This is a genomic window from Gluconacetobacter diazotrophicus PA1 5 (genome assembly GCF_000021325.1).
GTDB lineage: Bacteria > Pseudomonadota > Alphaproteobacteria > Acetobacterales > Acetobacteraceae > Gluconacetobacter > Gluconacetobacter diazotrophicus.
This window is the reverse complement of the sequence record NC_011365.1, coordinates 3,847,942-3,868,652: the sequence shown is the minus strand read 5'-3', so window position 1 is coordinate 3,868,652 and position 20,711 is coordinate 3,847,942. Positions and strand designations below refer to the sequence as shown.

The 20,711-nt window shown below is 69.3% G+C and carries 18 protein-coding genes; 5 read left to right on the top strand and 13 right to left on the bottom strand.

The genetic code is table 11. The features are described 5' to 3' along the window. The first annotated feature begins 140 nt into the window (after window positions 1-140). Window positions 141-689 (top strand): copper chaperone PCu(A)C, encoded by a 549-nt coding sequence (locus GDIA_RS17800; protein WP_012225265.1) that lies wholly within the window; start codon window positions 141-143, stop codon window positions 687-689. Window positions 690-743: 54 nt separating this feature from the next. On the opposite strand, the gene glpK is transcribed toward GDIA_RS17800, so the two are convergent. From glpK to GDIA_RS17740, 12 genes are all read right to left on the bottom strand, one after another. Continuing rightward, entirely contained in the window at window positions 744-2,243 is a 1,500-nt protein-coding gene (gene glpK / locus GDIA_RS17795) for a glycerol kinase GlpK (RefSeq protein ID WP_012225263.1), read from the bottom strand. A 31-nt stretch (window positions 2,244-2,274) separates the two neighbouring features. Continuing rightward, on the bottom strand, window positions 2,275-3,123 hold the full coding sequence (locus GDIA_RS17790; protein ID WP_012225261.1) for an MIP/aquaporin family protein: 849 nt from the start codon (window positions 3,121-3,123) through the stop codon (window positions 2,275-2,277). 63 nt (window positions 3,124-3,186) lie between these two features. Beyond that, on the bottom strand, window positions 3,187-4,791 hold the full coding sequence (gene glpD, locus GDIA_RS17785) for a glycerol-3-phosphate dehydrogenase (protein ID WP_012555005.1): 1,605 nt from the start codon (window positions 4,789-4,791) through the stop codon (window positions 3,187-3,189). A 151-nt stretch (window positions 4,792-4,942) separates the two neighbouring features. Next, a complete protein-coding gene (locus GDIA_RS17780) occupies window positions 4,943-5,716 on the bottom strand; it encodes a DeoR/GlpR family DNA-binding transcription regulator (RefSeq protein WP_012225256.1) in 774 nt (257 codons plus the stop codon). Between the two features lie 4 nt (window positions 5,717-5,720). Then, window positions 5,721-7,583, bottom strand: coding sequence for a DNA helicase RecQ (recQ, locus tag GDIA_RS17775; RefSeq protein WP_012555004.1), 1,863 nt, complete (start codon window positions 7,581-7,583; stop codon window positions 5,721-5,723). 25 nt (window positions 7,584-7,608) lie between these two features. Beyond that, entirely contained in the window at window positions 7,609-7,983 is a 375-nt protein-coding gene (locus GDIA_RS17770; protein ID WP_012225253.1) for an OmpA family protein, read from the bottom strand. Window positions 7,984-8,123: 140 nt separating this feature from the next. Then, entirely contained in the window at window positions 8,124-9,830 is a 1,707-nt protein-coding gene (cydC, locus tag GDIA_RS17765; protein WP_012555003.1) for a thiol reductant ABC exporter subunit CydC, read from the bottom strand. Further along, window positions 9,820-11,604 (bottom strand): thiol reductant ABC exporter subunit CydD, encoded by a 1,785-nt coding sequence (gene cydD / locus GDIA_RS17760; RefSeq protein WP_012555002.1) that lies wholly within the window; start codon window positions 11,602-11,604, stop codon window positions 9,820-9,822. The genes cydC and cydD overlap by 11 nt, the downstream gene beginning before the upstream one ends. A 66-nt stretch (window positions 11,605-11,670) precedes the next feature. Further along, a complete protein-coding gene (locus GDIA_RS17755; protein ID WP_012225243.1) occupies window positions 11,671-13,482 on the bottom strand; it encodes a sensor histidine kinase in 1,812 nt (603 codons plus the stop codon). Continuing rightward, a complete protein-coding gene (locus GDIA_RS17750) occupies window positions 13,483-13,671 on the bottom strand; it encodes a hypothetical protein (protein WP_012555001.1) in 189 nt (62 codons plus the stop codon). A gap of 162 nt (window positions 13,672-13,833) precedes the next feature. Continuing rightward, window positions 13,834-14,406, bottom strand: coding sequence for a sigma-70 family RNA polymerase sigma factor (locus GDIA_RS17745; RefSeq protein WP_012225239.1), 573 nt, complete (start codon window positions 14,404-14,406; stop codon window positions 13,834-13,836). A 98-nt stretch (window positions 14,407-14,504) separates the two neighbouring features. Beyond that, window positions 14,505-15,026: a sigma-70 family RNA polymerase sigma factor gene (locus tag GDIA_RS17740; protein WP_012225237.1), complete on the bottom strand. Its 522-nt coding sequence runs from the start codon at window positions 15,024-15,026 to the stop codon at window positions 14,505-14,507. Window positions 15,027-15,171: 145 nt separating this feature from the next. On the opposite strand from GDIA_RS17740, the gene GDIA_RS17735 reads away from it, so the two are divergent. The 3 genes from GDIA_RS17735 (at window position 15,172) to GDIA_RS17725 (ending at window position 18,214) form a co-directional block, all read left to right on the top strand. Continuing rightward, a complete protein-coding gene (locus GDIA_RS17735) occupies window positions 15,172-15,921 on the top strand; it encodes a response regulator (protein ID WP_012555000.1) in 750 nt (249 codons plus the stop codon). 63 nt (window positions 15,922-15,984) lie between these two features. Continuing rightward, entirely contained in the window at window positions 15,985-17,793 is a 1,809-nt protein-coding gene (locus GDIA_RS17730; protein ID WP_012554999.1) for an ABC-F family ATP-binding cassette domain-containing protein, read from the top strand. 73 nt (window positions 17,794-17,866) lie between these two features. After that, window positions 17,867-18,214, top strand: a complete 348-nt coding sequence (locus GDIA_RS17725; protein WP_012225229.1) for a 4a-hydroxytetrahydrobiopterin dehydratase — start codon at window positions 17,867-17,869, stop codon at window positions 18,212-18,214. Here GDIA_RS17725 and GDIA_RS17720 read toward each other — a convergent pair. After that, window positions 18,211-19,254: a Gfo/Idh/MocA family protein gene (locus GDIA_RS17720; protein ID WP_012225222.1), complete on the bottom strand. Its 1,044-nt coding sequence runs from the start codon at window positions 19,252-19,254 to the stop codon at window positions 18,211-18,213. The genes GDIA_RS17725 and GDIA_RS17720 overlap by 4 nt on opposite strands. 141 nt (window positions 19,255-19,395) lie before the next feature. Here GDIA_RS17720 and GDIA_RS17715 point away from each other — a divergent pair, with 141 nt between their 5' ends. Next, complete coding sequence (locus GDIA_RS17715) at window positions 19,396-20,547, top strand: PA0069 family radical SAM protein (RefSeq protein ID WP_144880013.1); 1,152 nt, start codon at window positions 19,396-19,398, stop codon at window positions 20,545-20,547. The last annotated feature ends 164 nt before the right edge of the window (window positions 20,548-20,711 follow it).

The window sequence follows — 20,711 nt, the reverse complement described above, 5'->3', positions numbered from 1 at the left end:
CACCGAGATGCGCATGAAATCGGCCGGGTGCAAGAGCGGCAGTCAGGATCGGCCGACCACCTGCCCGGTTCGTTCCCCGATTTTGTCCAATGCATCCATGCTGGTATCGTCCCTGGATGACGAAGGTGAGGACTCCCACCATGAAGCGACGCGTGTTGCCGATCGGACTGTTCGCCCTGCTGGCCGGCTGGGGCCCGTCAGTCCCTGCGCTGTCCCAGGCCGCACTGGCCGGCACTGCCATGACCAGCACCGCCATGGCCGACCCGGCGCCCCCCTCCATTCCCGGCCAGGTCGACGCCGATGGCGATATCGACATCCGCGCGGCCTGGATGCAGGTCATCCGTCCCGATCACAGGATCGCCGCAGGCTACTTCACCATCGAAAACCGGGGCCGGAACGTCCATCTGCTGGACGGCGTGTCGTCGCCCGCCTGCCACGACCTGTTCGCCCACCATACCGAACAGGAAAGCACCCAGGAAACCGCGACGCTGTTTTCCCACCTGGCCCTGCCGGCCCAGACCATCCTGGTCTTCCCGCCCGGGGGCTACCATCTGGTCTGCGTCGGCTATGACGACAGCGTCCAGCCCGGGCGCCGCGTCCCGGTGACGTTTCACTTCATGGGCGGCACGACACGAACCATCCAGTTCGACGTGCGTCCGGCACCCGACACGGCCGATACCGCCCCTTAAAGCAGATCGTGATGAGGTGGAACCACCTGATCACGCACCCTAAAACTCGACCGTCTACGCGGAAGCGTCGGCGGTCAGGGTGCGCCGGACCGCCTGGTGCCAGCCGTCCAGCATGGTACCGCGCTGGGCCAGGTCCATCGTGGGCTGGAACAGGCTGCCGCGCGCCCGGCGGGCGGCCACGTCATCCAGGTCCGTCCACACCCCCGTGGCCAGCCCGGCCAGGAAGGCGGCGCCGGTCGCCGTGGTTTCCAGGTGGCGCGGCCGCTCCACCCGGGCCTGCAGCACGTCGGACAGGAACCGGCAGAACCAGTCATTGGCCGCCATGCCGCCATCGACACGCAGGGTGGTCACCGCCCCGCCGCCGTCCTGCGCCATCGCCGCCATCAGATCGTATGTCTGGTAGGCGACCGATTCCAGCGCCGCGCGGGCGATATGCGCCGCCGTCGCGTCCAGCGTCAGGCCGCAGATCAGCCCCCTGGCCTCGGGGTCCCAATGCGGCGCGCCCAGGCCCACGAATCCCGGCACCATGTAGACGCCGTGACTGTGGGGAATACGCGTCGCCATGTCGTCGGTCTGCGACGCGTGGGTGATCAGGTGCAGCCCGTCGCGCAGCCACTTGATCGCGGCCCCCGCGACGAAGATCGCCCCTTCCAGCGCATAGGTCGTGCGGTCGCCGATCCGGTAGCCGATCGTGGTCAGCATCCGGTTGGCCGACTGCACCGGGGCCGTGCCGGTGTTCAGCAGGACGAAGCAGCCGGTGCCATAGGTCGCCTTGGCCATTCCGGGGGCGAAGCAGGCCTGGCCCACCAGCGCCGCCTGCTGGTCCCCGGCCATGCCCGCCACCGGAATCGGCCGGCCGAACAGGGCGGGATCGGTTTCGCCGTAGATTTCGCTGTTCCCCCGAACCTCGGGCAGCAGCGCCGCCGGAATGCCGAACAACCGCAGCAGGTCGTCGTCCCAGACCTGGCGATGGATGTCGAACAGCAGGGTGCGCGACGCGTTCGTCACATCGGTGGCATGGACCCGCCCGCCGGTCAGGCGCCACAGCAGGAAGCTGTCGATGGTGCCGAAGGCCAGGCGCCCGGCTTCGGCGGACGCGCGCGCGCCGGGGACGTTGTCCAGCATCCAGGCCAGCTTGCTGGCGGAAAAATAGGGGTCCAGCAGCAGGCCGGTCCGGTCGCGCACCAGCCCCTCGCACCCGTCCTGGCGCATACGGGCGCACATGGACGCCGTGCGGCGGTCCTGCCAGACGATGGCGCGATGGATGGGGGTTCCGGTCGCGCGGTCCCAGACCACGATGGTCTCGCGCTGGTTGGTGATGCCCAGGGCCGCGATCGCATCCACCCCGCCGCCCTGTTCGATCGCCGCGCGCGCGGTCGAAAGCGCATCGCGCCAGATCTCTTCCGCGTCATGCTCGACCCAGCCATGGTCGGGATAATGCTGCGCGAACTCGATCCGCGATGTCGCCAGCGGCGTCGCGTCGCGATCGAAGATGATGCTGCGGGTGGACGTCGTGCCCTGATCGATCGCCAGGATGGTCGTCTTCTTGTTCATGATTTTCTTGTCTCCCGACTTGGAATGACCGTCACGACGACCGCCGGATCGCGGCATCGGATGCGGGCAGGGTCTCGACCAGAACCGGCGGCTGCCGGCGCGGCATGTAGGGCCGGATCAGCATCTGGTACGCCCCTGCCCCGACCACGCCGCCCAGCAGCGGCCCCATGATCGGCACCCACCAGAATACGCCGGGCGACGGCAGGGCGGACGGCCCCCACCCGGCCAGGAAGCAGAACAGGCGCGGCCCCAGGTCGCGCGCCGGGTTCAGGGCCCACGCCTCCAGATATCCCGCGGACCCGCCCAGCGCCGCCACCAGCAGGCCGATGATCAGCGCGCCGGAATTCGCCTGCGGCGCCTGGATATTATATTCGCACGTCACCGCGAAGATGCCGAACAGCAGGATCGCGGTCAGGATGGCCTCGTCCACCAGGGCGTGAAGCGGCGTCACGAAATCCCCGGGATGGGTGAAGAACACCCCGGCGGCCCCGCCGTCATGCAGCCGGTCCAGGTGATGCAACTGGTTGAAGTGATCGATCACCGGCGCATACAGCACGTAGACGATCGCCGCCCCCGCCATCCCGCCCAGCACCTGGACGGCGCTGTACGGCAGGACCTTGCGCCAGGGAAAGCCCCGATAGAGCGCCAACGCCAGCGTGACGGCCGGGTTGGCGTGCGTGCCCGACACCGCGCCGGTGACGTAGATCGCGATCGTGACCCCCAGCCCCCAGACGATGCAGACCCCCCAATAGGCCGTCTTGTACGGGCTGGGGTCATAGAGCGTGTACATCGCCGCCACGGAATCACCGATCACGATGATGATGAAGACCGCGACGAATTCGGAGATCAGCTCCCCGATGAATTGTCTGTTCCTGAACATGTCCCACTTCTTTTCGGTTTCTTGTTGGGGAAATGTGTGGTTTTCGGTATTCGGCCGGCGCGGTCAGCCGGCCAGGGCGACCCGGGCCGGGCATGGTTCGCGTCTGTCTTCGGGGGCGGCGTCCCGCTGCCGGTCGCGCAGGTAGCGGTCCAGGCGCGCGACATCCTCGTCCGTGACATGCAGCCCGAGGCGGGAGCGACGCCAGAGGATGTCCTCGGCCGTCACCGCCCATTCCTGGCGGACAAGGTAATCGACCTCGCGCGCCGTCAGGCCGCCGCCGAACGATTCGCCCAGGTCCGCCGGGCCGCGCGCATCGCCGATGATGGTCCAGGCCCGCGATCCGTAATCGCGGACCAGCCGCCAGGACTCCTCGGCCGACAGGAAGGGCGCGTCCTTGCGCAGCCGCGCCAGGGCGGAATCGAACCCGCCCGGGCCCAGGTCACCGCCCGGCAGGGCGCGCTCGGCGGTCCATCCGTTGCCCTTCAGGACCGGCAGGAACGGCGCCAGCTTTTCCAGCGCATGTTCGGCCAGCCGGCGATAGGTCGTGATCTTGCCGCCGAAGATCGACAGCAGCGGCGCCGCGTCGGCAGGGTGCGCCCCGGCGGCCACATCGACGTCCAGCACATAATCGCGCGTTACCGCCGATGCGTTCCGCGCCGCGTCGTCATAGAGCGGCCGCACGCCGGCATAGGACCACACGACATCGGCGGGCGAGACCGGGCTGCGCAGATAGCGGTTCACACTGTCGCACAGATAGCGAATTTCATCGGCGGAGATCTCGACCTGTCCCGGATCGGTGGTCCACGGCAGGTCGGTGGTGCCGATCAGGGTGAACTGCCGTTCGTAGGGAATGGCGAAGACGATCCGCTTGTCGGGATTCTGGAAGATATAGGCCTGTTCGCCTTCGAACTGGCGCGGCACCACGATATGGCTGCCCTTGACCAGCCGCACCTGCTTCGTGGTGGCGATGCCCAGCCGGTCGCGCAGCATGCTGCCCACCCAGGGCCCGGCAGCGTTGACCAGGGCCCGTGCCCGGACCGTGCGGGTCCCGCCCGCCGCATCGGCCAGCGTGGCCTGCCACAAACCGTCCACGCGCCGGGCATCGACCAGCGTGGTGCGGGTGCGGATGTCCGCGCCGCGCGTCCGGGCATCCATCGCGTTCAGCACCACCAGCCGGCTGTCCTGCACCCAGCCGTCGGAATAGACGAATCCCCGCTTGAAGGCCGGCTGCAACGGCACCCCCAGCGGATCGCGGTCCAGCCGCACGCCGCGCGAGCGCGGCAGGGTCATCCTGCCCCCCAGATGGTCGTAGAGGAACAGGCCCAGCCGCAGCATCCACGCCGGCCGCACCAGCCGCGAATGCGGCAGCACGAACGACAGCGGCCAGATGATGTGCGGCGCGATGCGCAGCAGCCGCTCGCGCTCGATCAGCGCTTCGCGCACCAGGCGGAATTCGTAATATTCCAGATAGCGCAGGCCGCCATGGATCAGCTTGGTGCTGGCCGACGAGGTATGGCTGGCCAGGTCGTGCTGTTCCACCAGCAGCACCGACGCGCCCCGTCCCACGGCATCCCGCGCGATCCCGGCACCGTTGATGCCACCCCCCACGATCAGCAGGTCATAAGGGGGCCGCGCCGGTTCGCCCCCGTTCGATGCTTCGGACAGCATGCTCGTTTCCTCCCTACGATGTTCGTAAACGAACATCGTAGGGGTCTTCAAGCCTCTCTCATAGCGGGACAAGGCACGTTTTTGTGACAATTTGCGCAGTTTCAGCGGCAGGCAGCAGCAGAAATGTTCGTTTTGGAACGAGGGTTTTCGCTCAGGACTCGGCGATATGCAGGGCGACCCGATGCGCGTCCAGGATCGCGCGCACCGCCGGGGGCGGCGCGCGGTCGGTGAACAGCGCCTGCACGTCCGACAGGTGGCCCACCCGCCCCATCGGCCGGCGCCCGAACTTGGTATGGTCGGCCAGCAGGAAAATCGTGCGGGCGTTGCGCATGATGGCCTGCGCCAGGTCGATCTCGTCCAGGTCGAAATCCAGCAGCGTGCCATCCTCTTCGATCCCGCTGATGCCGATCACGCCGAAATCGGCGCGATACTGGTCGATCAGCGCGGTCGCGGTGGGCCCCGTGATGCCGCCGTCATGCGAGCGCACCGTCCCGCCGGCGATCACGACGCGGAAATCGGATTGCGGCGCCAGGGTGGACGCCACATGCAGGTTGTTGGTGATGATCCGCAGCGCCCGGTGGTGGCGCAGCGCCCGCGCGAACGCCTCGGTCGTCGTGCCGATATTGATGAACAGCGAGGAATTGTCGGGAATTTCCCGCGCCGCCACCTGGCCGATCGCTTCCTTTTCCCGGCGGTTGAGGATCTGCCGTTCCGCATAGGCGATGTTTTCGATCGACGAGACCAGGCCCGCGCCGCCGTGATGGCGCGTCAGCAGCCCGCATCCGGCCAGGTGGTTGACATCGCGCCGGATGGTCTGGACGGCCACGCGCAGCCGCTGGGCCAGGTCCTCGTTCGAGACATAGCCCCGCGTCCGCACCAGGGACAGGATTTCGCGGTGCCGTTCCTCGGTCGGGACGCCGGCCATCGCCCTAGTCCGCCCCGGCCAGGACCTGGAGCACCGCCGCGCCATAGCGATCCAGCTTGGATGCCCCCACGCCCTTGATCCGCGCCAGCGCGTCCAGCGTTGCCGGCCGTTCCACCGCGATGTCGTGCAGCACCGCGTCATGGAAGATCACGTAGGGCGGAATTTCCTGTTCGCGCGCCTCGCCCAGGCGCCAGGCGCGCAGGGCGGCGAACGGTCCCTCGGCTTCGGGCGGCAGCGACACGGCCGCCCGGTCGCCGCCGGCCGCCCGGTTGCTCCGGGTCCCGGCAGCCCGCAGATCGTCGGTGGGGTCGACGCGGAGCATCAGCTTTTCCTCCCCTCGCAGGATGGGACGGGCGGTGGCCTCGTTCAACGCCAGGGCGTTATATTCACCGGAAACCTGCACGATCCCACGGGCGATCAACTGCCGGATGACGCCGCGCCAGAACTGTTCCGGCTTGTCCTTGCCGATGCCGAACACGCTCAACCGGTCATGGCCCCAGCGCCCCGCCATGTCGCTGGTCTTGCCCCGCAGGATCGAGGCCACATGCACGGCGCCGAATTTCTGGCCGATGCGATAGATCGTGGACAGGACCTTCTGCGCGTCCACCGTGCCGTCGAACGAGGCGACGGGATTGCGGCAATTGTCGCAATGCCCGCACGCCGTGGCCAGCGTCTCACCGAAACAGGCCAGCAGCGCCTGGGTGCGGCAGCCCGTGGTCTCGGTCAGGGCGATCATCGCCTCCAGCCGCGCGCTCATGATCCGCTTCTGGGCCTCGGGCGCGCTGGACTGGTCCAGCCAGTGCCGCGCCCGGGCAATGTCGTCGCCGCCATACAGCAGGACGGTCTCGGATTTCTCGCCGTCGCGCCCGGCGCGGCCGATCTGCTGGTAGTACGCCTCGGGCGAGGACGGCATGTCCAGATGCACCACCGTGCGCACGTCCGGCCGGTCGATCCCCATGCCGAAGGCGATGGTCGCCACGATCACCACCGGCTCGCCGGAGCGGAACCGCGCCAGCGCCGCCCGCTTTTCGATCGGCGACAGGCCGGCATGGAACGGCAGGGCGGGCCAGTCCCGCTCGCGCAAGGATCGGGCGACGCGTTCGGTCTTGTTGCGGCTGCCGCAATAGACGATCGCGGCCTCGCCGGCGTGGCGGCCCAGCACGTCCAGCACCTGGCGCATTTCCGAAATCTTGGGCCGGACGGCGATGTCCAGGTTGGGCCGGTGGAAGCTGGCGCGCAGCACGCGGGCATCCGGCATCGCCAGGGCGTCGAGGATATCGGCCTGGGTACGGGGGTCGGCGGTCGCGGTCAGCGCGATACGCGGCACACCGGGGAAATGTTCCGGCAGGCGCGCCAGCGCCCGGTATTCCGGCCGGAATTCATGCCCCCACGCCGAAATGCAGTGCGCCTCGTCGATCGCGATCACCGACAGGGTCAGCCGCGACAGCCGGTCCAGCATCCCCGGCGACAGCAGGCGCTCGGGCGAGACATAGAGGATATCCAGCCGGCCCGCGACCAGGTCGGCGCGAATCCGCGCCGCGTCCTCGGGCTCCAGTTCCGAATGCAGCGCGCCGGCATTGACGCCGACCTGCCGCAACGCCGCGACCTGGTCGTCCATCAGCGCGATCAGCGGTGAAATCACCAGGCCGGTGCCGGGGCGGCTGAGGGCCGGCACCTGGTAGCAGATGCTCTTGCCGCCGCCGGTCGGCATCAGGACCAGGCAGTCGCGCCCGGCCATGACCTCGCCGACCGCCTGTTCCTGCAGGCCCCGGAAGTCGGGGAAGCCGAACACGCGTGACAGGATCGCCCGTGGCGCGTCGCCCGGCGGTTCCGCCTGAAGCGTGTCACCCGGATAGTGATCCGTCATGTCCATGATCCGGCCGCCCCGCGCGTCAGGACGCGCCGATCTCGATCTCGACCCGGCGCGAGCCCACCGCACCGTCCTCGTTGGACGGCGCACGAGGCATCTGGCGGATGCGCCCGGCAGCCACGCCGTCGGCGACAAGCTGGCTCGCAACCTTCTTCGCCCGGTCGACGGCCAGCAGCGCATCGGCCGACAGATCGCCATGGGCCGCGGCATAGCCTTCGACCGTGATGACCGATTGCGGGTCCCGCGCGGCCTGCTGCGCGGCATGCGTCACGACCCACAGGGCCGGATCTTCCAGCTTGACGGAATCGCGGGTGAAGAAGACGACGTATTTTCGCGACGGCTGGCTGGCGCACCCCGCCAGCAGACAAAGACCCACGACCAGTGACAGGCGACGCATCGGCAGACCCCCCTATGATTTCGGCTGATGGATGAATCGGCCGCCAACCATGCGGGAAAGTCAGCGACATAATACGGGATACCTTGGTGCCCGCTGGCTCGCCCCCCGTCAACCGTTCAGGTTCCGCCAATCCGCCGCGTTCAGACGGCGACCGCGACGGCCTTTCCGTCCGACAGGCGCCAGACGCGGTCCAGTCGCTCCACGCCCACCAGCCGATGCGCGATCAGAATGACCGTGCGGTCGGCCGTTACCGAATACAGCGTCTTCAGGAACTCACGCTCGGTCTCGGCATCCAGGCCGGTCGCCGGTTCGTCCAGGATCAGGATCGGCGCGTCGGACAGCAGGGTGCGGGCCAGCGCGATCCGCCGCCCCTGCCCGCCCGACAGCGACGCCCCGCCTTCGCCCAGCCAGGAATCCAGCCCCTCCGGCAGGGCGCGCACGACGTCGCCGACCTGCGCACGGTCCAGGGCGGTCCACAATTCGGCCTCGGTCGCGTCGGGCCCTCCCAGCAGCAGGTTGGCACGGATCGTATCGGCAAACAGGTGCGTCGCCTGCGACAGCCACGCGATCCGCTGCCGGACCGACACGCTGTCCAGCGTCGCCAGGTCCTGCCCGCCCAGCAGGATGCGCCCGGCCTCCGGGCTTGCCACCTTCAGCAGCAGGGCCGCCAGCGTCGATTTGCCGATGCCCGACGGCCCCAGGATCGCAACCCGCGACCCGGCGGGAATGTCCAGCGTCAGCCCGTCGAACACCGCAGCCCGGCCTGCATGGCCCCTGTTGGCCTGCCAGCGAAAGCCGACCTGTTCGAAGCGGATGTCGGCACCCGCCGGCGCGGGCAGCGTGCCCACGGGGGCGGACGGGGCATCCGTATCGCCCACCGAGACGATGCGCGCCGCCGCCCGGCTGATCCCGCCCGCCAGCGCACCAGCGCGCGTCAGGCCGCCCGCGCCCTCGAACCCGGCCACGACCAGGAACAGCAGACCCACCCCGCGCACCGCCGGGATCGGCCCCAGGCCGACCCCCAGGACCGCGGCCAGCACCGCCAGGATCGCGGCCTGCCCGCACAGGTAGGACACGGCGCCCAGCAGCGCCAGCAGGCGCGCCTGCCGGGCCTGTCCGTCCAGCAGCGACGCGTCGCGCGCCCGGACGTGGGACAGTACGCGCCCTTCCGCCCCGAAGGCGCGGATTTCCCGCAGACCGGTGACCAGGTCCAGCACCCCGATGCGCAGTCCGGCCAGGCGATGGGTCAGCAGCGCGGCCTCGCGCCGCCCCAGCATCGCCGCCGCCAGCGGCAGCAGGAAGGCCCCGGCCACGAACAGCCCGCCCACGATCGCGGCCAGCGTTGGATCGACCGGGGCCACCGCCAGCACCAGGAACGGCAGGATCAGGCACGCGCCGGCCAGGGGCACGAGAATGCGCAGATACAGCCCGTCCAGCGCCTCGACATCCGACACCAGGCGGGACAGCAGGTCACCGGCGCGCCGGAACCCCAGGCCGGCGGCCGCGCCGCCCGCCAGGCGGCGAAAGAACCAGACCCGGATGTCGGCCAGTGCCCGGAACATCGCGTCATGCGTTACCAGCCGTTCGACATAGCGCAGCACGACGCGCGCCACACCCGACGCCCGCAGCAGCACGACACCGACCACGACAAGGCCCGATACCAGCCCCGCCAGCCGTGCGCCGGCCCCCCGCATCAGGATCAGGCCCGCCATCAGCGCCAGCAGGGACAGCACCCCGCCCGCGATCATCCGTGGCGCCCGCCTGTGCCACAGCGCCATGATCCGCAGGACCGGCGCCACGCCATCCTGTTCTGCCCGATGCGTATCCGGCACGTGACTATCCGACATGGGCATTTCCCCCCACGGCAGGAACCGGGCCGCCGCGATCCGGCCCCGGGTCGCGATTCCGGCCCTGGTTCAGGCCTCGATCCCGGCCCAGGTCCAGGCCGAGATCCAGGCAGGGTCCGCCAAGCACGCGCGCCGCTGCCGAATGGCTGGACAGGATCACCGTCCGCCCCTGCGCCAGGTTCTGCAGGCTGACGAAAATGCCGGCCTCGGTCGCCGGGTCCAGATGGGCGGTCGGTTCGTCCAGCAGCAGAAGCGGCGCGTCCTTCAGATAGGCCCGGGCGATGGCCACACGCTGCGCCTGCCCGCCGGACAGGCCGAACCCGCCCTCGCCGATCACGGTATCCAGGCCGTCCGGCAGGCCGGGCAGGAAGGCATCGACCGACGCCGCGTGCAATGCGGCGCGCAGGGTGGCGTCATCAGCATCCGGCCGCGCGAACAGGATGTTCTCGCGCAGCGTTCCCGCGAACAGGACCGGCTTCTGCCCGATCCACGACACCAGGCCCGACAGGGTGGACGGCGCGATCGCGGTGATGTCGGCGCCGCCGACCAGCACCCGGCCGCTGTCCGGCACGATGAAGCCCAGGAGCATCTCGATGATCGTCGACTTGCCCGATCCCGAAGGCCCGACCAGCGCCAGGGTCTCGCCCGCCGCCACCGTGAAATCCAGGCCCTTCAGCACCGGCCCCCGCGCCGCGTCCCAGGCGAAGGTCACGTCCTGGAAGCGCACGGACACGCCCTGCGACGAAATACGGGGCGTCTGGGCCTGGCCGGCGGCCTGTGCCGGACCGTCCGGCAGGTCGCCCATCGCGGACGCCGCCCCGGCGGCGTGGGCCCGGTCCTGATAGGCCAGGGCCAGCCCGCGCAGCGGCGCGAAGAATTCCGGCACCAGCAGCAGGACGAACAATCCGCGCAGCGTGGCGTCGGCCAGCGCGGGCGTGGTGGCGGCCCCCTGATGCAGGGCCAGCACGACCGCGCCGTTGCGCAGCGCGATCAGCACCAGCGCCACGACCATCGCGCAGTCGATCGAGGCCGAGGACAGGAACGCGACCCGCAGGACCTTCATCGTGCGGCGGCGCAGTTCGTCGGCGGCGTCGGCCAGCCGCCGGGCCTCGTCATCCGTGCGGTTCAGCAGGACGATCGTCGCGATCCCGCGCACCCGGTCCAGGAACCGGGCCTGCAGCCGCGTCATCGCCAGGAACTGGTTGCGCGACGCCACCGCCGCACCGATGCCGAACAGCGCCTGCCCGACAGGGACCGCCAGCCCGCATGCCGCCATGATCGCCGCCGAACCCGGCTGGACCAGCGCCGCCAGGACCGCGATCAGCCCGGGCACGGCGATCCACAGGATGGAGGCCGGAATCCAGCGCGCGAAAAATCCGTCCAGTACCTCGATACGGTCAACGGCCAGCGCCGTCAGTTCCGCGCTGTGCTGGCGGCGCAGGAGGGCCGGCCCCCCGCGCAGGATGGCCGCCAGGACCTCGTCACGCAGCCGCCGCCGCGCGCGGCGGCCCGCCCGCGCCGCCGCGATGTCGCCGCCGGCCAGCAGCAGGCCGCGCAGCAGCGCCAGCCCGGCCAGGGCGGCCAGCAGCACGCCCGCGCCCGTCCCGCCCTTTCCGACCAGGCCATGGGCAAGGATGGATGCCACGCACCACGCCTGTCCCACCGCAACCAGCCCGGACAGCATGCCGATGGCCACGACAGGCGCCGCCTGCCTGCGACCAAGGCGTGACTGCGCCCGCGTCCAGGCCCGCGTCACTGTTTTGTCACCGCTCATGACCGCGCTCTATAATGGATGCGACCGGCCAGCGACACCCATTCTCGACGAACCCGCCATGCAACCTCAGCCCGGCGCGGCCGCCGCCGCGTCACCCCCCTTGAGGGGGAACGGCAGGATGTAGCGCGTCCCGCCTTCCTCGACGATGGTCAGCGTCCCGCCCAGTTGCCGGGCAAAGCCCCGGATCAACTGCATGCCGATGCCGGTGCGATCGACGGTGGCGCGCAAGCGCCCCTGCGCCAGGCCGATCCCGTCATCGGCGATTTCCAGCCGGGCCTGCCGCGCATCCACCTGGTTCAGCCGGACCGTGATGGTGCCGCGCCGCCCGTCGGGAAAGGCGTATTTGATCGCATTGGTGACGATTTCCGTGATGATCAGGGCCAGCGGAACCGCCTGGTCGGGCTCCAGCGCCAGTTTTTCGGCGCTGACGGACAGGACGATCCGGCCGTCGCGGTCCTCGCCCGCCGCCTGGAAGATCTGGCCGCAGAGTTCGGTGGCGAAATGCTCCATGCTCAGGCTGAACAGCTCGCCCTCGGCGTACAGGTAGCGATGCAGCGTCGCCAGGGCGCGCACCCGATCGCGCGCCTGGGCGAACTCCTCGCGCGCTTCGGGCTGGCGAATGCGGCTGACCTGCAAATTCAGAAGGGAAGCAACGATCTGCAGGTTGTTCTTCACCCGGTGATGCACCTCTTTCATCAGCAGTTCCTGCCTGACGGAAGCGCGGGCCAGACGCTGTTCGTGCCGGGTCAGGCTCCGGGTGGCCTGGGTGAAGGCATGGGCAAGGCGGCGAATTTCGGTCGGCATCGCCCAACTGGCATGTGCGTCGAACACGCCGCCGCCCGACTGCCACAACCCGACCGAACTGGTCAGGCGCCGCAGCGGCGCGACAAGCAGGATATTCGCGCTTTGCGCCACGCCGGCCAGACCGAAGGCCAGCAGCGCCACGATGACGAACAGCCAGACCGCGAACATGATCAGGGCATGCGTCTCGGCCGAATTGCGGCGCGTCACGGTCAGGGCGGCCACCCCGCCCTCCACCGGCCCGTACGCATAGGCCGCGTCGCCGACGCTGAACGTCCTGCGGGTATTCGACAGGTCGGACGGCATGGACCGGATCCAGCGTATGACCTGCGGCGGCGGCGCGCCCGGCTGCCAGCAATCGTCGCATAGCGGGGCGATGTCATGGTTGCGCCCGACGATCCAAGCCTCGATCGCACCGTCCTGCTGGATGAAATCCAGGCGCGGATCGCCGATCTGCAGATGATGGCGGCTCCAGACCACGGGCATGATCGCGGTCAGGAACCCCTTGCGGACGATGTTGCCTTCGGAATCGGCGATCGCAGTGGGAACGGTGATGCGGATATAGGAGTACCCGCCAGGGTTGGGACCCGCGATGACCAGCGGGCGGATCCGTACATCGCCGCTGAAGCGTGGCAGGTCATCGTCCGGCACCTGGGCGGGCAGCGGCAGCGGGCGACCGCTATCGACCGCCACCTGGATCACCCCCCGATCGTCCAGCAACGCCATCTGCCGGTAGAAATGCCCGGTCAGGGACTGCGCCAGTTGCAGGGTGCGCGCGATGCCCGGCTCGTCCAGCGACATATGGCTGACCGACAGCAGCAGGGCACTGACATGATCGACGTCGTGACGGATTTCCAGGTCGATGCGGCTGACCGCCATGTCGGCGCGGAACGCGGGGGCGGCCAGGGTGTGCCGATAGCTGTTCCAGGCCTGCAACCCGCCGATCACGGCAATGGGCCCCGCCGAGAACAGGATGATCAGCATCATGCGCGCACTGACCGTATCGAACAGCCGCCAAAGCCGCGCAACACGCGGGGCATTATGCCCCGGGCGGCCGTAACCCTTCTTACGATCCATCTATTTCCCGGTCTTGCGGTCTTCCTCGATCAGACGCAGCAGTTCTTCAGGAACCGGTTCGCGCGCCACATCATCGAATAACTGATGCAGCCCACGCTTCAGCCATAGCTCGAACGGATCGTCTTGCTGGGCTTTCATAGTGCTCTTTGACGGCCTTTTGGGAGGAGAATCCTTGGGCCGCGTCATCATTGATCCCTGAGGCCCACTGCTACCCCGCCAAAACTCTCGGACCCGCGTTCCGGTTGCATAAATGTTTACAAACCGTAAATCACCCCCCGCGGACAGTCCAGCCACTGCCCGATCAATATCGACCAAATTATGGCAAGGCGCCGTCAGCCCCCCTGCCTCTTTTCAGGGGCGGGGTGCGGCTGCCCCCTGCGCGGCGGTCCGTTCGGCCAGAAGCCCCCTCAGCCGGGCCGCACGGATCTTGACCTGGGTGCTGTCATATTCGCCCATCATCCAGCTCTCCAGTTGCCGGCGGGCCCGGAACACGCGGCTTTTGGCCGTGCCGACCGCGCACCCCGTCGCCTCGGCAAGGGATTCGTAGCTCATGCCGTGCAGGACCACCATGATCAGCGCTTCGCGCTGATCGTCGGGAAGGCGATCCATCGCCAGCGCCAGGTCCTTCAGCGCCAGCCTGTCCTCGTGCGAGGCCGAAGTCGCCAGCGCCGCCGCAGGCACGTCCTCGATATCCGTCGTCTCCCGCCGCTTGCGCAGGTCGGAGATGAAACGGTTGCGCAGGATGCGGTGCATCCATGCCGAAAAATTTGTGCCGGGGATGAAGCTCTCCTTGGCCGCCAACGCGTTGCATACGGCATCCTGCACCAGATCCTCCGCCATCGTCCTGTTGCGCGTCAGGGCGAGGGCCTGGACCCGCAGGCGGGGAAGGATCGAGATGACCTGGTCATGAAAATTGTTCGTCATTGGTTTCGGTTCCCTTCACACATCCAAAACAATGAACGGCGGCGCGACAGGGTTGCGTTTTTGTCATAACGAAGACGTGAGGTCCGCTTTTCGCCCCGTCACGGGGCCTCGTCGGCCGCAGGATCGCATTCCAGGTCGGCGTCCAGACCGCAGTCTTCGTGGGGCCGGGCGACCAGGATGGCCAGCCGGGCCCGGGCCCGCGACACGCGTGCCTTCATCGTGCCCACCGGCACGCCGCAGATCCTGGCCGCTTCCTCGTGCGTCATCTCCTGCGCGCCCACCAGGATCAGCGCCTCGCGCAGCAGGGGGGTCAGCAGCCAGAACACGCTTTCCAGATCGCGCACGTCGTCGCCCGAACTGGCCGGCCGCCCCTGGGTGCCGTGTCGCGGCTCGGCGGCATAATCGCTCATGACCAGCCGTTCACGCTGGTTGCGGCGCCTCTGCTCGTAAAAGATGTTGCGCTGGATGGTGAACAGCCACGCCTTCAGGTTGGTGTCCGCCCGGAACTGCTCCAGCGCCCCCAGCGCACGGACCACCGTCTCCTGCACAAGATCGTCAGAGGCCGCCGTATCCCGCGTCAGGAAGCGCGCAAACCCCCGCAAATCAGGTAAAAGACACATGATCTCGCGCCGCAGTTGCGATATCGTGCGATCACTCGCCGAGGCACTTTCTGACGCCAGGGTATGTCCCCTATTTTCCTTGCGAACAATTGTAACACTGTCATGATCCGGACAGATACCATATTCCTTCGGAGTTGAACGCCCGATGCCCCACTCGCGGCGGCAGGATCTGATCCGCGCCCTTCCCTATGCCAGGCGATATGCGCGCGCCCTGACCGGCAGCCAATCGCGCGGTGACCTCCTGGTTGCCGAAAGCCTGCGGGGCCTCGCCCTCGCGGAGGTCGGATCGCTGCCGGCCCGGCAGAGCCTGTATCAATGGATTTCCCGCCATTACCGACCCGCGGACACCTCCCATCCCGGAACGGACGCCCCGACCGGGATGGGGACGATCGAACGCAAGCTGCTGCTGCTGACGTCGCTGGAGGAACTGCCGATCGCCGAGGCGGCGCGGATCGTCGACCTGGACCTGGCCCGGGCCACCGAGATCCTGGCGCATGCCCGTGCCGGACTGCGCACGGTGGCCGAGACCTCGATCCTGATCATCGAGGACGAGCCGATCATCGCCATGGATATCGAGGACCTCGTGCGGCGCTGCGGCCATCAGGTCGCCGGCGTGGCCGCGACGGAAGCCGACGCCATCGCCCTGGCCCGGGAAACCCGCCCGGGCCTGATCCTGGCCGACATCAACCTGGGCGCGGGCGGTGACGGCATGAACGCCGTCACCAGCATCCTGCGCCACCACGACGCGCCGGTCATCTTCGTCACCGCCTATCCCGAACGACTGCTGACCGGCGAGGCCGTGGAACCCGCCTTCGTCATCACCAAGCCGTTCGAGCCGACGACCCTGGCCATCGCGACCTACCAGGCGGTCACCGGCGGCCCGCAGATAAGATAGGCCGGGCACCGGGCAAGGCATGGCCCTTGCGCCGGGCATGGCGCTTGGGCCAGAACCCTTGGCATGGCGCCTCCCCTTCTTCTCCTCCAGGACATCACGCTCACGCTCGGCGGCAAGCCGCTGCTGGACGGGGCCGGGTTCGGCGTATCCGCCGGCGAGCGGATCTGCCTGGTCGGCCGCAACGGCAGCGGAAAGTCCACCCTGCTGCGCATCGCGTCCGGCGACCTGCTGCCCGATGACGGCACCTGCTTCCTCCAGCCCGGCACCTCGGTCCGCACCCTGCCGCAGGAGCCCGACCTGTCGGGCTTCGCCACCACGCTGGATTACGTCCGCGCGGGCATGGGCCCCGGCGACCCGGAACACCGCGCCGCCCTGCTGCTGGGCGAACTGGGCCTGACGGGGGCCGAGGACCCGGCCAGCCTGTCGGGGGGCGAGGCCAGGCGCTGCGCGCTGGCCCGGGCCCTGGCGCCCGAGCCCGACCTGCTGCTGCTGGACGAGCCGACCAACCATCTGGACATGCCCACCATCGAATGGCTGGAACGCGAATTGCTGTCGCTGTCCTCGGCCATGGTGATCATCAGCCATGACCGGCGGCTGCTGGAAACCCTGTCGCGCAGCGTCGTCTGGCTGGATCGCGGCACGACCCGCCGCCTGGACCAGGGTTTCGCCCGCTTCGAATCCTGGCGCGAGGAGGTTCTGGAGCAGGAAACCCGCGACGCCCACAAGCTGGACCGCCAGATCGCGCGCGAAGAGGACTGGATGCGCTACGGCGTCACCGCCCGGCGCAAGCGCAACGTCCGGCGGGTGGGCGAACTGGCCGCCCTGCGGCAGGCCCGGCGCGAGGCCGTGCGCACGCCCGGCGGCCTGAAGATGCAGGCCAGCGAGGACGGGCTGTCCGGCAAGCTGGTCGCCGTGGCCGAACAGGTGCGCAAGGCCTACGGGTCCCGCGTGATCGTCGACGGGCTGGACCTGCGGCTGCTGCGGGGCGACCGTCTGGGCATCGTCGGCGCCAACGGCGCGGGCAAGAGTACGCTGCTGCGCCTGCTGACCGGCCAGGACCAGCCCGATTCCGGCGAGATCCGGGTCGGCACCGCCCTGTCCACGGTCACGCTCGACCAGCAGCGCCGGGCGCTGGACCCCGCCCGCACGCTGGCCGATACGCTGACCGGCGGCGGGGGCGACATGGTCCAGGTCGGGACCGAAAAACGCCACGTCGTCGGCTACATGAAGGATTTCCTGTTCCGTCCCGAACAGGCGCGCACCCCCGTCGGCATGCTGTCGGGCGGCGAGCGCGGGCGGCTGATGCTGGCCTGCGCGCTGGCGCGTCCCTCCAACCTGCTGGTCCTGGACGAACCGACCAACGACCTGGACCTGGAGACCCTGGACCTGCTGCAGGAGATGCTGGACGATTATTCCGGCACCGTCCTGCTGGTCAGCCATGACCGCGACTTCCTGGACCGCGTCGCGACGTCGGTGCTGGTGGCCGAGGGCGACGGGCGATGGGTTGAATATGCGGGCGGATATAGCGACATGCTGGCCCAGCGCGGCGGCGTGGCCCCGGCCGGCCGGGGCCGGCGCCCCGGCACGGAAACGCAGGCCCCCGCCCAGAAGCGTCCGGACAAGGGACCGGCACGCAAGCTGTCCTACAAGGACCAGCATGCGCTGGACCGCCTGCCGGGCCAGATCGCGGCGCTGGAGGATGAAATCGGCCGCTTGCGCACCGTTCTGTCGGATGGTGCGTTGTATGCCCGCGATCCGGCGGCGTTCACGGCGGCGACCGGGCAACTGGAACGGGCCGAGGCCGAACTGACCGCGGCCGAGGAACGGTGGCTGGAACTGGAAATGCTGCGCGAAACGCTGGGTTCGTCCTGACCCGGCGCCGGGTCTTCCGATGCCCCCGGAGCCGCGCGGCGAAACGGGACACAGGCAGAAGGAAGACCGCGCCATGCCGACATCCGCCGCCTCCGCCCTTGCCCGCGAAGTGATCGGCCCCTGCCCCCGGACCGCCGCCCCCCTGTCCCGGGCCGAGTCCGAAACCCTGCTGGGCCAGGTGCCCAACTGGACGCTGTCACCCGACGGCACGCTTCTGTTACGCGCCTTCGTCCTGCCCGATTTCACGACCGCCTATGCGCTGGTCGAACGCATCGCCGCCCTGGCCGAAGCCGCCGACCACCACCCCGACATCGCGTTCGGCTGGGGCTATGTGCGGCTGTCGCTGCAAAGCCATTCCATCGGCGGGCTGCACCGCAACGATTTCATCATGGCGGCGCGGATCGAAACGCTGCCGCATTAAGGTGGCGAAGCCACCCGGTGCACCAGCCCGGATCTCTCCATCCGCGCGCGGGCGGCCGCGATTCCGTTGGTGACGGCCAGGGCCGCCGCCAGGGCGCGGCGTCCGGCCTGGGCGTCGACCAGCACCGGCACCCCGTCCAGGCAGGCGGCGGCAAAGGCCGCGTGCTCGGCGGCCAGCGTGTCGTGGTCGTCCCACGTCACGGCTTCGCGCCGGAAGCCCCCGGTGCCCGGCAGGGGCAGTCCCTTCTCGCGCCCGATCATCGTCAGCTCGCGCTTCACGAAATCGGCGGACAGATAGCCCTCTTCGGAAAACAGCCTCATGCGCCGCTCGGTCTTCAGCGAGATCCGGCTTGCGGTGATGGTGGCCACGCAGCCATTGGCGAATCGGACGCGGGCATTGGCGATGTCCTCGTGCTGCGAACTGACCGCCGCGCCCAGCGCGTCGACATCCTCGATCTCGCTGTCCACGATCGCCAGCACCAGGTCCAGGTCGTGGATCATCAGGTCCAGGATCACCGACACGTCGGTCCCGCGCGGCTTGAACGGGGCGATGCGCGTGGCCTCGATATAAAGGGGACGGCTGATCCGCTCGGTGATCGCCCGATGCTCGGCGGAATAGCGCAGCAGGTGGCCGACCTGCAGCACCAGCCCGGTCTCCGCCGCCAGCGCGGCCAGCCGGTCCGCCTGCTCCAGGGTCGAGGCGATGGGCTTTTCCACCAGCACGTGCCGCCCCGCGCGCAGGGCACGGTCGGCCAGCACGAAATGATGTTCGGCGGGCGCCGCGATCACCACCGCCTCGCACTGCTCCAGCAGCGCGTCCAGCGGCAGGGCCGGCGCGCCGCCGGCCTCCGCCCCCACCGTGGCCGCCCGCGCCATGTCGGGATCATGCACGCCCACCAGGCTTTCCCGGGCCGAAGACGCGACCTTCAGGGCGTGGAACCGCCCGAAATGCCCGGCGCCGATGACGCCGACGCGCAACCGGCGCGCTTCGTCCCCCCGCCCGGCCCCGCGCCCCGTTCCGCCGCCGAAAAACCCTGCCATCGTCCCCTCCCGCGTCCGCGATGACGAAGGGGTAGAACAGCCATGGCGGATGGGCCAGAGGGGGCCGGCATGTGTTCCCGTTTTGTTCTTGACGGGCGGAAGGAGGGTCTGCCACCATGGATGGACACCCCGGAGCCCACGATGCCAGACCCCTCCCCCATCCGCATCGGCCAGGGACAGCAGACGCGTTCGGCGGCCCGGACGCTGGACGAACGGTCCACCAGCCTGGCCGGCATCCGCCACGGACGCGGCGCCACGCTGTCGCTGCCCGACCGCCACGCCGCGCAGCAGGCGTCCCCCGTCGATGACGGATGGGGCACGCTGGCCGAGGGCGAAGACGGCGCGCCGCGCACCGAACTGTCGTTCGAGGCCGCCCGGACCATCATCACCCGCAACACCAGCCCCGACCTGGGCTTCGACCGGTCGATCAATGCCTATCGCGGGTGCGAGCACGGCTGCATCTATTGCTATGCCCGTCCCACCCATGCCTGGCTGGGCCTGTCGCCCGGGCTGGATTTCGAAACCCGCCTGACCTGCAAGCCCGATGCCGCGCGTCTGCTGGAACAGGAACTGCGCCGCCCGTCCTACCAGCCGCGCCCCATCGCGCTGGGCACCAATACCGACCCGTACCAGCCGGTGGAGCGCACACAGGCCATCACCCGCGCCATCCTGGCGGTGCTGGAGCGGTTTTCCCATCCCGTGACCATCGTCACCAAATCGGCCGGAATCCTGCGCGACCTCGATATCCTGGGCGACATGGCGGCGCGCAGACTGGTGCATGTCAGCCTGTCCGTCACGACCCTGGACCCCGACCTGGCACGGAGGATGGAACCACGGGCCTCGACCCCGGCACGGAGGCTGGAGGCCATTGCCGCGCTGGCCCGGGCCGGAATCCCCACCAGCGTCATGGCCGCGCCGATGATCCCGGCGCTGACCGATCACGAACTGGAGGCGATCCTGAAGGAAGCCGCCCGGGCCGGGGCCAGCGGCGCCGCCTATGTCCTGCTGCGCCTGCCGCTGGAGGTCGCGCCGCTGTTCGAGGACTGGCTTGCCCGCCATTACCCGGACCGGGCGCAGCACGTGCTGCGGCGGATCCGCGCGATGCGTGGCGGGGCGCTGTACGATTCGACCTTCGGCCGGCGCGGCCGTGGCGAGGGCGCGGAGGCCGACCTGCTGCGGCAGCGTTTCCTGCGCGCCCGCCGCGCGCTGGGGCTGGACCGTGAGCGGCCGCTGGATTGTTCCCGCTTCGCGCCGCCGCCCTTGCGCCAGGACCCGCAGCTATCACTGTTTTAGGCGGGCAGTCCGGCAACAGGCCGCACGAAACGCGACCGGAACGGATGGATTTGCCTCCACGGCCCCTGCCAGGCGGTTGCATCCTGCGCCACGGCCCGGCATGTTCCCGCCCCACGAGAACTGGGAGCCGGCTGGGCCGGGCGTAAGGAGCACCCCTTTCAGTC

Coding starts and splice junctions, on each gene's coding strand:
- GDIA_RS17800 (WP_012225265.1), top strand. CDS start 141: ATGAAGCGACGCGTGTTGCCGATCGGACTGTTCGCCCTGCTGGCCGGC.
- glpK (WP_012225263.1), bottom strand. CDS start 2,243: ATGAACAAGAAGACGACCATCCTGGCGATCGATCAGGGCACGACGTCC.
- GDIA_RS17790 (WP_012225261.1), bottom strand. CDS start 3,123: ATGTTCAGGAACAGACAATTCATCGGGGAGCTGATCTCCGAATTCGTC.
- glpD (WP_012555005.1), bottom strand. CDS start 4,791: ATGCTGTCCGAAGCATCGAACGGGGGCGAACCGGCGCGGCCCCCTTAT.
- GDIA_RS17780 (WP_012225256.1), bottom strand. CDS start 5,716: ATGGCCGGCGTCCCGACCGAGGAACGGCACCGCGAAATCCTGTCCCTG.
- recQ (WP_012555004.1), bottom strand. CDS start 7,583: ATGACGGATCACTATCCGGGTGACACGCTTCAGGCGGAACCGCCGGGC.
- GDIA_RS17770 (WP_012225253.1), bottom strand. CDS start 7,983: ATGCGTCGCCTGTCACTGGTCGTGGGTCTTTGTCTGCTGGCGGGGTGC.
- cydC (WP_012555003.1), bottom strand. CDS start 9,830: ATGTCGGATAGTCACGTGCCGGATACGCATCGGGCAGAACAGGATGGC.
- cydD (WP_012555002.1), bottom strand. CDS start 11,604: ATGAGCGGTGACAAAACAGTGACGCGGGCCTGGACGCGGGCGCAGTCA.
- GDIA_RS17755 (WP_012225243.1), bottom strand. CDS start 13,482: ATGGATCGTAAGAAGGGTTACGGCCGCCCGGGGCATAATGCCCCGCGT.
- GDIA_RS17750 (WP_012555001.1), bottom strand. CDS start 13,671: ATGATGACGCGGCCCAAGGATTCTCCTCCCAAAAGGCCGTCAAAGAGC.
- GDIA_RS17745 (WP_012225239.1), bottom strand. CDS start 14,406: ATGACGAACAATTTTCATGACCAGGTCATCTCGATCCTTCCCCGCCTG.
- GDIA_RS17740 (WP_012225237.1), bottom strand. CDS start 15,026: ATGTGTCTTTTACCTGATTTGCGGGGGTTTGCGCGCTTCCTGACGCGG.
- GDIA_RS17735 (WP_012555000.1), top strand. CDS start 15,172: ATGCCCCACTCGCGGCGGCAGGATCTGATCCGCGCCCTTCCCTATGCC.
- GDIA_RS17730 (WP_012554999.1), top strand. CDS start 15,985: ATGGCGCCTCCCCTTCTTCTCCTCCAGGACATCACGCTCACGCTCGGC.
- GDIA_RS17725 (WP_012225229.1), top strand. CDS start 17,867: ATGCCGACATCCGCCGCCTCCGCCCTTGCCCGCGAAGTGATCGGCCCC.
- GDIA_RS17720 (WP_012225222.1), bottom strand. CDS start 19,254: ATGGCAGGGTTTTTCGGCGGCGGAACGGGGCGCGGGGCCGGGCGGGGG.
- GDIA_RS17715 (WP_144880013.1), top strand. CDS start 19,396: ATGCCAGACCCCTCCCCCATCCGCATCGGCCAGGGACAGCAGACGCGT.